Below are 10,282 nucleotides of genomic sequence, written 5' to 3'. Positions count from 1 at the left end.
AGCCAGAGCGGGATGGGCCACTGCCTGCGATACTCGCCCAAGGCGACTACTCACGACCGTTTTTGCGCGGTATAAAGCCGTATCGTAGATGTATGACTGAAGCGGAGCGTTCTGCAGGTGCTGATGACGATAACCAGATTCGCGCAATGGAACACGTGCGCGGAATACGACTTGCATCGCGAGGACTGTACAGTGCAATGCATCATGCGTTCACGACCCCTGATGGGAGTGTGGATCGCGCTGCGGCGATGCTGGCTCTCGACGAGCAGATTAGCCGCTTTCTCTCTCTTCCCGGAAACTCTCCGGCGACTGCGTTACTTGCGGTTGGTCGTATTGCCTCTGAGATCGACGCTGAACTTGGCGCGCGATCCGGACTCACCTCGGAGCAGCTATCTCGGCAAATTGACCAGTACCTTCTCGCGTCGGGCTTCACGGCCTAATCTCATTCGCGGTATCTCCGTAATTGAGGTAAACTAGACGAGTTTACGTCTGCTGTCATGGGCGACGTGAATGACACCGCCTTCCGGAATGGCTGGGAGAGCGGGAGAGCTCGTGCGTAAGTACGTGTTCGAAGAAAGGAAAAATCATGGCTAAGGCAAAGAAGGTTACGGGTCTGATCAAGCTTCAGATCCCCGCCGGCGCTGCCAACCCGGCACCCCCCGTGGGTCCTGCTCTGGGTCAGCATGGCGTCAACATCATGGAGTTCTGCAAGGCGTACAACGCTGCGACGGAATCACAGCGCGGCAACATTGTTCCCGTTGAGATCACCGTTTACGAGGATCGTTCGTTCACGTTCGTCCTCAAGACTCCTCCGGCAGCTGAACTCCTGAAGAAGGCCGCTGGCGTTCAGAAGGGTTCGGGTACCCCGCACACCGTTAAGGTTGCAAAGGTTACCGCTGAGCAGGTTCGTCAGATCGCTGAGCAGAAGAAGGCTGATCTGAACGCCAACGATCTCGATGCTGCATCGAAGATCATCGCGGGCACCGCTCGCTCCATGGGCATCACGGTCGAGTAAGGGGTATCGCAATGGCTCAGAAGTCTAAGGCGTACCGCGCCGCAGCTGCCAAGATTCAGGCAGACAAGTTCTACGCTCCCAGCGAGGCAGTTGCTCTCGCTAAGGAGACCGGTTCCGCAAAGACCAACTCGACCGTTGAGGTTGCGTTGAAGCTTGGCGTGGACCCCCGCAAGGCTGACCAGATGGTCCGCGGCACGGTTAACCTGCCCCACGGCACGGGTAAGACCGCACGCGTCATCGTGTTCGCAACCGGTGCAGCAGCAGAGGCAGCAATCGCTGCTGGCGCTGATGAGGTCGGCGGCGACGAACTCATCGAGAAGGTAGCCGGCGGCTACACCTCGTTTGATGCAGCAGTCTCGACCCCCGAGCTCATGGGTAAGGTTGGTCGTCTCGGTAAGGTACTGGGTCCCCGTGGCCTCATGCCGAACCCGAAGACCGGCACCGTGACCCCCAACACCGCTAAGGCTGTTGAGGACATCAAGGGCGGCAAGATCGAGTTCCGCGTTGACAAGCACGCTAACGTTCACTTCATCGTGGGCAAGGCGTCGTTCACCGCTGAGCAGCTCGACGAGAACATCACTTCGGTACTCGAGGAAATCTCGCGTCTGAAGCCTTCGTCGTCGAAGGGCAAGTACGTCATCAAGGGCGCTGTCTCGACCACCTTCGGTCCTGGCATCCCCCTCGACGTTTCGGGTCTCTAAACCGAACGGTTGTACACAGGGCCTCCTCGCATCACTGGTGCGGGGAGGCCCTGTTCGGTATATATAGACTTATGTTTGGCTACTTCAAGCCAGCTTCGGCCGATGCGCCGATCCACCAATTCCACGATGGGAGCGTGATGACGAGGCTACAGGCGCACGCACCCCAGCTGACTGGCTACTCGGTCATCGGGCTGCTCGGGACTGGTGGGTACGCGCAGGTCTTCCGGTATGAACAGAACCTTCCTCGGCGCTCAGTCGCTGTGAAGGTATTGGACACCTCACTGGAAGCCCAGCAAGATCGTTCGATGTTCGAGGCCGAGGCAAACGTGATGGGGCTGCTCTCGAACCATCCTTCTATCGTCACGATATATTCGGCGAGTGTCGCAGCTGACGGTCGGCCATATATTGCGATGGAGTATTGTCCCGGCTCATTCCGTAGCGCTGCGAAGGGGGCTCCGATGACGCTCGACCGAGTGCTTGACGCAGGGGTGCGGATCGCCGGTGCATTGGAATCAGCGCATCGTTCCGGCGTGCTGCACAGGGACATTAAGCCTGCAAACGTTCTGCTCGGCCACGCTGATCGTCCGTTGCTCACAGACTTCGGCATCGCGTCGCTCCAGGGGAGCATGCGAGGAGAGCGGACGGAGCTTGCAATGTCGCCACAGTGGGCAGCACCTGAGGTGTTGACGCTGCAGACGAGCGGCACAGTAGCGAGTGAGGTTTGGTCGCTAGGCGCGACACTGTACGGAATCGCGGCCGGGCACCCGCCGTTCGCATCGCCAGATCCGGACCAAAATACCAGTACCAAGCTGCGTGACCGCATTCAGCGCGCACACTACGTCCCTGTCCAGGGTGCACAAGGGTATGAGCCATTTGACAGGGTAATTCAACGTGCGTTGGCTCGCGATCCGCGTGACAGATATGCGTCGATGCTTGAGTTCGGGGAATCGCTCCGGGCACTGCAGCGTGCGTACGGCTTCGAGCCAACAACGATGGACGTCGTTGATTTTGGCGCGCCACCTGAGCCCTCAGGTGCAACGCCAGCACGACTTGCTTCCGTGCGCACGAAAACGCGGGCGGATCGCAGGGAAGAGCTGAGATCCGCACACACCGGTTCGCCCCGAGCAGGTGTGACACGTGTTCGTCGACGCGACGAGCGACCCCGAGATGCTGGCTGGAAGCCGCGCACATTGGTATTCGCCGGCGCGGGGGCAGGCGCAGTCGTCGCATTCGGTTTAGCGCTCATGCTTGCTGCTCAGGGATTCATTTAAGCGATGGCTGAGGCAGGCTCTTCAAAGAAGACTCCAGTGCAGAGAAGACGTCGACGTTCAGTCCTGAACTGGGTGTGTGTCATCACCGTCTTGGCACTCGCAGTTACCGTGGCTATTGTGTCGCAAGGCTTTGACGCGCGTGAAGCTTCGCGTGAGGACCCAACGGTATGGGCGATGCGTAGCAGCGGGCAGTATGCGCGCGTGAACACCGAAACCGCCGAAATTGACACTGTGCGGATCGCAGAGTCTGCATCAGGGGTGCTGCAGTCTGGTTCGCGAACTGTAGTTCTTACAAACGGTGGCTCTCGGGCATGGGGAGTCAACCCTTCTGCGCCAGTCGACCTCCGCGCACAGGACATGCCGGCCAGTGGAGAAAACACGGCTGAAGAAGCTCGAACAGTGAGCGACAATCCAGCCACAGAAACTGAGGCAGAACCGACGGCTACACAAGATGTAGTAAACGGCGAGATTTCAGTGCCTCCAGGGACCAGAGAATCTCTCGTCGCCGGCGATTACGTCTTGTTTAGAACGGATGAGGGTAAGGCGTTCCTCGGTACATTGAGCGGTGGCCCGACGGGCCCAGCTGGAACAACGGCAGTCGCTGGTGAGATCCTTCTCGACCCATTTGCGGCATCGAACGATGTCGGCTCCGGTGAGAATGGAACTGAGGCTGACGATGCCGCTGCCGCCGCTGCGACATCCGAGAACCAGCGTGTCTTCACCACCTCAGCCGCAGCGCTCAATAGCGACGGCATTGTTGGACTGTACTCCGCGGAAACCGCAGAAGTCAGAATTTATGATGCGCTGCAGAATAGGTTCACGAAGACTGTGTTCACCTTGCCCGACGACGTGCCTGAAGAAGGCCTCGAGATGGCTCTCTTCGGCGAGGAATGGGCGTTGTATGCGCCGGCGACTGGCGCTCTGTGGAGTTCATTCGATCCGAATGGGATGGAAGTCCCTGCGAAGGGCCTGAGCCATCTGCAGCAGTCATCGGTTGCTGAATCGGGAAGCGATATGTTGATTGCGGATGAGCAAGGACTCATCCGGGTCTCCGCAGACGGGAAAATTCAGCGAGAAGAGGCAGCGGGTAAGGGCACGCCAGCCAGACCAATAGATATCGGTTCCAAGCGCTACGCTGCGTGGATCGGGGGAGACAGCGCCTCTCTGTGGGAGGAGGGCGCGGATCTCCGAACACTTGCGTTAGATAGCGCAGTGGCACTGCAAGGCATCGTCACGCCAGTACTGCAAAGCAATGGGACACGAGCGTTGCTTGCCGAAACGCAGACCGGCATGATGTGGACCGTACCTGCAGGCAAACTGATTCCGGTGGAGCAATGGTCGCTCTCCGAACCACCGAAACAAGAGGACGGCGCAGTTGTTGTCAACGACGCAACGGACCCTGAACCGCCAGTCGCAGTCGACGATTCATTCGGCGTACGTGCCGGAGAGCAGGCGCTCTTGCCAGTGCTACTCAATGACTACGACCCAAATCGCAAAGATGTTCTTACTATCGTCCCGGCAAGCGTCACAGATGCGGATCTCGGAGATTTTGGGACAGTTGAACTCCTTTCAAACTCGCAACTGTTGACCGTGCGTGTTGCACCAGGAGCAACAGGTTCTGCGAAGTTTACTTACCGCATTACCGATGGCGTATATGTGTCAGAACCAGCGACGGTGACACTGACCGTTAAGGCAAAAGAGATCAACACCGCACCTGAATGGTGCGCGGTTGAGTCTTGTCAGCGTGAATGGCCAAACCCAGAAGTTGCGCCAGGGGGCACCCTCGTACTCCCTATTCTTGAGGGGTACGTTGACCCTGAGGGTGACCCGATGGTGCTGCAACGCGCAGAACTTGTTGATCCCACCGTTGCGGCACGAGTGCTTGTTTCTGCAGACGGACGACTGGCCTTCCGCCATGACGACCCCAATGCAGCTGACGAAGACATTGCAGTGAAAATCAACGTTGCCGATTCACGCGGTGCGTCTGCCAGCCGCGAAATGTGGATTCGAGTGCGAGGTGACGCTCAGCCAACGATGGAATCTATGGCGGTAACTGTTGCCACCAATGAGCCAGCAACAGTACGGCCGCTTTCGCGGGTGACCGGTGGATCTGGGGCCTACGTACTGCTCGACGCCGTAGTCACGAGCGGTGAGGCTACCGCAACGACGAACGTGGGCGCCGGTGCTATTGATGTGACCGCTACAGAAGAGGGTGAGACACTTCTCACCGTCACGATTCGTGACAGTATCACTGGTAGCGAGACGAGCGGTGTTGTGCGGGTCACCGCCGTTGCCTCGCGTCCAAAACTCGCTGTACCGCCCCTGCGCGCTTTCGTGCAGCCACTTTCTGACGCGACGGTGGACGTGTTAGAAGCTCTTCCAGGAGCCAACCATCGAGGGCTGGTCGTGACAGATGTGCAGATTGCGGACGGTGAGCTCACTGCAGACGTACTCGAACACGCTCGTATTCGTGTCTCTGGTACGACTGCTGACGGTGGACCAGGACGCATCGGCTCAGCGCAGGTCTTCGTGTCTGAGGGCGGCACGACTGCGACGGGGCAACTGACCGTTTTCCAGGTACCTGATGGCATCAGTTCGAGTGCGATTGCGGTTGCTGACACAGCGACCGTGCGAGCCGGGTCCGTCGTTGATATCGGTGTGCTGGACAACGACCTAGCGCCGGCGGGTGAACGTCTCGTGCTGCATCCACAGGTCACAGGAAGTGGAGCGAAGGGAGAACTCGCATTCGCTTCAGGAAATACGCTTCGATATCTTGCCCCAAAGGTGCCAGGCGAGTACACGCTGACCTACACGACCTACGGGTCAAGCACACCTGAATCAAGCGACACGGGAACCGTTCGAGTAACCGTGAAGCCTGCTGAGGGCAATAGAGACCCCCAACCAACGGCACTGACTGTGCGACTTGCTGCTGGGGAGAAGAACACGGTGAGGGTGCCGTTGTCAGGTGTGGACCCAGATGGGGATCGGGTTCGACTCGTCAGCGTGAGCAACAGCGGCGACGCACAGATCACCGCGTCAATTGCGCCTCGGTCTGCCTCAATCGATGTGCAGGCATCTGCGCAAGCGACACCCGGGACTCACGAACTCTCGTATCTCGTGCGCGACGGTAACGGAGGTGAGGCCACCGGGCTGTTGCGGGTAGTGGTGACCGCGACCGCAGCACCGAGCATTCCTGTTGCATATACCGATCATGTGCGAGTGCAGCGAAACACCTCAGAGCCTGTCGTCGTTCGACCACTTGACAACGATGTTGACCCGGCTGGCGGAAAACTCCGAATTCTTGAGGTGGCTCCTAACGTCCCTGGCGGCAAGGATTCGCCGGTATACGCAGATCTGATGGAACGCATCGACCTTTCTGAGATGAAGAAAGGCCGGATTGCCGTCTCTGCGGGCGAGCTTGGAACGGTGTCGTATCGGTATCGCGTGCAGTCGTCTGAGACAAAGAGCACAGCTGACGGCTTGATCGTGGTGCAGACCTCAGAGCGCATTGGACAGATGGCGCCGACTGTGCGAGACACTCTCCTCACCACCCGTGACCGCGTTGATCTTTCGAATAATGGTGTCGACGTCGTCAGCGATCGCGTGTTCTGGTCTGGCGGCGACGTCAATACGCTCAAGCTTTCAGTCTGGGGGAAGTCTGCCTCACGCTTTACCGCAACAGGAAAGCGGATCTCAGGTGAGTATCGTGCATCGGGCGACCTCGTACCGTTCAAACTGAGTGGCCTCGACGCGAATGGTGCAGAGGTTGAGGCTTTTGGGTTCCTGGTGATTCCGCCACTAGATGACCTCAGGCTAACCCTCAAGCCAGGATTGTCTCCGCTGTCAGTGAAAGAAGGCAAGAGCGCGACGGCCTCGCTCGAGAGCATGGTCGATCTCGGCAGAGGAGACGTCGTTGAGATGTCGGCGGGTAAGCTTCCCGTGCAACGGTCACAGGCATCCTGCACCAGTGATGGGGCTGGAATTGTGTACCAGGCGGGTAAGAACGGTCCGTGGACTGATAGCTGTGTCATTCGAGTGAAGCTTGCAGAGCAAACACAATGGACAGAACTCGCGGTTCCCATCGCGATCGTGCCGAACGAACCTGTTGCGACACTTGAGCCATTGAGCCGGTCGATTAGCCCTGGCACGACCGAGAGCATCAATCTGACGGATATGGTGCGCTGGGAAGGGAATCGGACGGGCAAGCTGTCCAGCCTACGTTTCACGTTAAACGGTGACGACGGGCAGTTTGAGATCTCACAAAGCGGCAGCAGTCTCTCGGTTCTGGCACCTGCAGACGCGGTGCCCGGTACTGAACGAGCCCTTAATGTCACTGTGACAGGTGCAGGTGAAAGTCAGTCCATATTGAACCTTCGGGTGGGCGTTGCTTCGAAGGACGCTCCGGTCGGCGGGTCTGCCGCGCTGAGTTGTGTAGTCGGATCTCAGTGTGCGACTCCCGTAACGGAACTCCCGGGGAACCACGACCCGTTCCAAGGGAAGAAGGGCGGCGGGCTCGAGCTTGTTTCCGTTGCCGGAGGTGAATGTGCAGTCGCAGGGTTTGCCGTCGAGGGAGACCGCGTTGTAGTCACATGGCCAAACGGGTCTGACGGTTCGGGCGGAAAGTGCACTGCAACCTTCACCGTGCGTGACGCCCAAAAACGAGTTGGTACGGGCACGGTAGAACTGGACGCACGAGGCGTCCCACGTGCACCAGTCTCAGTTGTGCCTACTGCGGCTGGCAGAGACAGCGTCACCCTGGCCGTAACGCTCAGTCAGCAAGCTGCACACCCAGCAGTCACTGGTGTGGACCTCTTTGCAGACGGCGCTCGAGTTGGAGACTGCAGGTTGTCGGAGAACAACGTCGCAACGTGTACGCATAGTGGCCTCCGACCAGGTGATAAACACACTTACACGGCTCGTTCTGTCAACGGAGTTGGCCAATCACAGCCGACGGCGAATGGGGTAGAGACCTGGGCGTACGTTGCTCCTGAAGCGCCATCAGTCTCTGCCTCAGCAACCGGCTGGCCAGAAAATGAAAGCCAGAGCCGTGGGCGCTTACGGATCACGATTGGTGACGCAGGCGATGCGGAGCGAAAGCTCTGGATCGGTGGCGTGGAGACTCCGCTAAATGCAAGCGGTGTCTACGAAGCAACAGCAGGAGTGCAGACGGTCGCGGTGATGGCGGTTGACCCTGCTTCCGCGTTGCCTCCAGCTTACGCAGGGGGCAACGAAAGCCAGCAGAACCGTATTGAAGCAGAGGTTATCGGTGCGCCAGCCCTTTCTGCGAAGCTGGCCAGCAAGGGTGACACCGGATACGTGTTCACTACCAAGGCAACGGGTAGGGGAAATATCGCATTGACCTATGGGCTTACGCCCGGACGTGGCGATGCCCAGTGCACTGGCGCATCAGAAAGCGGTGAAGGATTGAATGCCTTCTCTTACTACGCCGGTGCGGTGTGCGCAGCGTCCCCATACGGAAAGGTGAAGGCTCAGGCAGGTTGGATTTTCACGAGTGGAGCGGTCCCTGCACTCACTGGTGGTCAGTACCAGGTGAACTCCACACCGAATGTCCGCCCAGGTGGGCTCGACATTGACGGAGTCGTCACATACGGTGCGACACAGCCTGAGCTAAACGGCAAGATTGAAGGCGCGGTGCTTGAATGGTCTACACCGCTTGAATCGTTGAATTCAAGCGTGACCGAGACAACTGTGAAGCAGTGCTTTCGCAAGGAAAGCGTTGATCGGTGTTCAGACCCGCTGGGTGTGACTCCAGCAGGTGGAAAAACACCGTTCGAGGTTTCGTTTACCGGAACGTGCGTGACCACTGAAAGCGAGCTCGGTCTCGGAGGTGCTTTCACGCTTGCGGGAACTCCGGGCGCTGAGCCGGTATTCACTCAGATTCCAAATACACAAAACGTAGAAATGTCTTGGCCAGGTGGACAGTACGGTAGCGCGACATTCACAGGAGTGATGTGCTCAATACAATCACCAACGGCCAGCATTCCAGATCCGACACCGGGTCACCAGGTCAATCAGTGAGATGAAAGAGCGAGAATCATGAGCGCAACAGATCTGAAGAACGTTGGCCCCCTCACCGATGAGCGCGCCCAGTGGGCAAGGGATGCGGTTGGTACTGTTGCGACGGCAATGGAACAAGCAATCCACGGCAAACGCCGTGTTATTGAGCTCGTGCTCACCACCATGATTGCCGAAGGACATGTACTTCTTGAGGACGTGCCTGGAACGGGAAAGACCGCGCTCGCGCGCTCGCTTGCGAAGGCGGTACAAGGACAGTCCTCCCGTATCCAATTCACACCTGACCTGTTGCCCTCAGATGTCACCGGCACGACGGTCTATCACGAGCGCGAGCATCTGTTTGAGTTCCACAAGGGGCCGGTCTTCACCAACGTGCTCCTTGCCGATGAAATCAACCGTGCGAGCCCAAAAACGCAGTCAGCGTTGCTCGAGGTAATGGAAGAACACCAGGTCACCGCAGACGGTAAGACGCACGAGGTTCCTGCGCCTTTCATGGTGATTGCGACACAGAACCCAGTTGAACAGGCAGGAACATACCGACTTCCAGAAGCGCAGCTTGATCGCTTCATGCTCAAGACATCGATCGGATACCCAGATGAGGTTGCGATGCGTCGAATCTTGGAGCGCGTCGTGCCAGCCGAGGTACCCGAGGTGTTGAGCCTTGGATCGCTCGTTCAGCTTCAACAGTTTGCCAAGCTCGTACGCGTCAGTCCGCTGCTGACCGAGTACGTGACGCGAATCGTTGAAGCAACGCGTCGATCACCCGAGGTCAGATTGGGAGCCAGCGTGCGCGGAGCGTTGGCGCTCGTACGACTAGCGAGTGCTTGGGCCTTGCGCGATGGCCGAAATTATGTGGTCGCGGAGGACATTCGGGAACTCGCAGTCCCGGTGCTTGCACATCGACTGGTACTTGAGCCTGAGGCAGAATTTGAAGGAGTGACCCCAGAAGCAGTTGTCGGCCAGGTGCTGCTTGAGACACGCGTTCCGCAGGAGAACGGCACCGCGTGACCCCCGACCCATTCGTCTCTCCGGATCAGGTAGCGGTATCCACCGTGTCTGAGGCGGACTCGCGCTTGCGTAGAAGACCCCACCGGGAGGAAACACAGACGGGGAACCGAACTGGTACGCGTACGAGAACACGAACCCGCACTCGGACTCGTGGCGGAAGCAACAATGGGACAGGTCCCAATTCCGCACCAGCAGCGCTCAGCCGGAGAACACGTGCCAAACGATGGGCTCGTGATGCGAAGGAGACGCTT

6 protein-coding genes are annotated in these 10,282 nt (G+C 58.5%); all 6 read left to right on the top strand.

Annotated features, from left to right (window positions below; genetic code table 11):
- Positions 1-92: 92 nt before the first annotated feature.
- The 6 genes from FW756_RS03160 (at position 93) to FW756_RS03135 (ending at position 10,031) form a co-directional block, all read left to right on the top strand.
- Positions 93-440: a hypothetical protein gene (locus FW756_RS03160; protein WP_446428720.1), complete on the top strand. Its 348-nt coding sequence runs from the start codon at positions 93-95 to the stop codon at positions 438-440.
- Positions 441-586: 146 nt separating this feature from the next.
- A complete protein-coding gene (rplK, locus tag FW756_RS03155; protein ID WP_188023173.1) occupies positions 587-1,015 on the top strand; it encodes a 50S ribosomal protein L11 in 429 nt (142 codons plus the stop codon).
- An 11-nt stretch (positions 1,016-1,026) separates the two neighbouring features.
- Positions 1,027-1,716 (top strand): 50S ribosomal protein L1, encoded by a 690-nt coding sequence (gene rplA / locus FW756_RS03150; protein ID WP_188023172.1) that lies wholly within the window; start codon positions 1,027-1,029, stop codon positions 1,714-1,716.
- A gap of 137 nt (positions 1,717-1,853) precedes the next feature.
- A complete protein-coding gene (locus FW756_RS03145) occupies positions 1,854-2,987 on the top strand; it encodes a serine/threonine-protein kinase (RefSeq protein ID WP_446428742.1) in 1,134 nt (377 codons plus the stop codon).
- 3 nt (positions 2,988-2,990) lie between these two features.
- The gene (locus FW756_RS03140; protein WP_446428719.1) at positions 2,991-9,026 is read left to right on the top strand and encodes an Ig-like domain-containing protein; all 6,036 of its coding nucleotides are present in this window, start codon (positions 2,991-2,993) and stop codon (positions 9,024-9,026) included.
- 18 nt (positions 9,027-9,044) lie between these two features.
- Positions 9,045-10,031, top strand: coding sequence for an AAA family ATPase (locus tag FW756_RS03135; protein WP_446428718.1), 987 nt, complete (start codon positions 9,045-9,047; stop codon positions 10,029-10,031).
- The last annotated feature ends 251 nt before the right edge of the window (positions 10,032-10,282 follow it).

The sequence above is a fragment of the Leucobacter sp. 1207-22 genome (assembly GCF_052850455.1).
Note: the sequence above shows the minus strand (reverse complement) of the source record. Positions and strands in the feature narration are given on the sequence as shown.

Bases quoted from the DNA above. Each gene is read 5' to 3' on its own strand.
- FW756_RS03160 (WP_446428720.1), top strand. From the start codon at position 93: ATGACTGAAGCGGAGCGTTCTGCAGGTGCTGATGACGATAACCAGATT.
- rplK (WP_188023173.1), top strand. From the start codon at position 587: ATGGCTAAGGCAAAGAAGGTTACGGGTCTGATCAAGCTTCAGATCCCC.
- rplA (WP_188023172.1), top strand. From the start codon at position 1,027: ATGGCTCAGAAGTCTAAGGCGTACCGCGCCGCAGCTGCCAAGATTCAG.
- FW756_RS03145 (WP_446428742.1), top strand. From the start codon at position 1,854: ATGACGAGGCTACAGGCGCACGCACCCCAGCTGACTGGCTACTCGGTC.
- FW756_RS03140 (WP_446428719.1), top strand. From the start codon at position 2,991: ATGGCTGAGGCAGGCTCTTCAAAGAAGACTCCAGTGCAGAGAAGACGT.
- FW756_RS03135 (WP_446428718.1), top strand. From the start codon at position 9,045: ATGAGCGCAACAGATCTGAAGAACGTTGGCCCCCTCACCGATGAGCGC.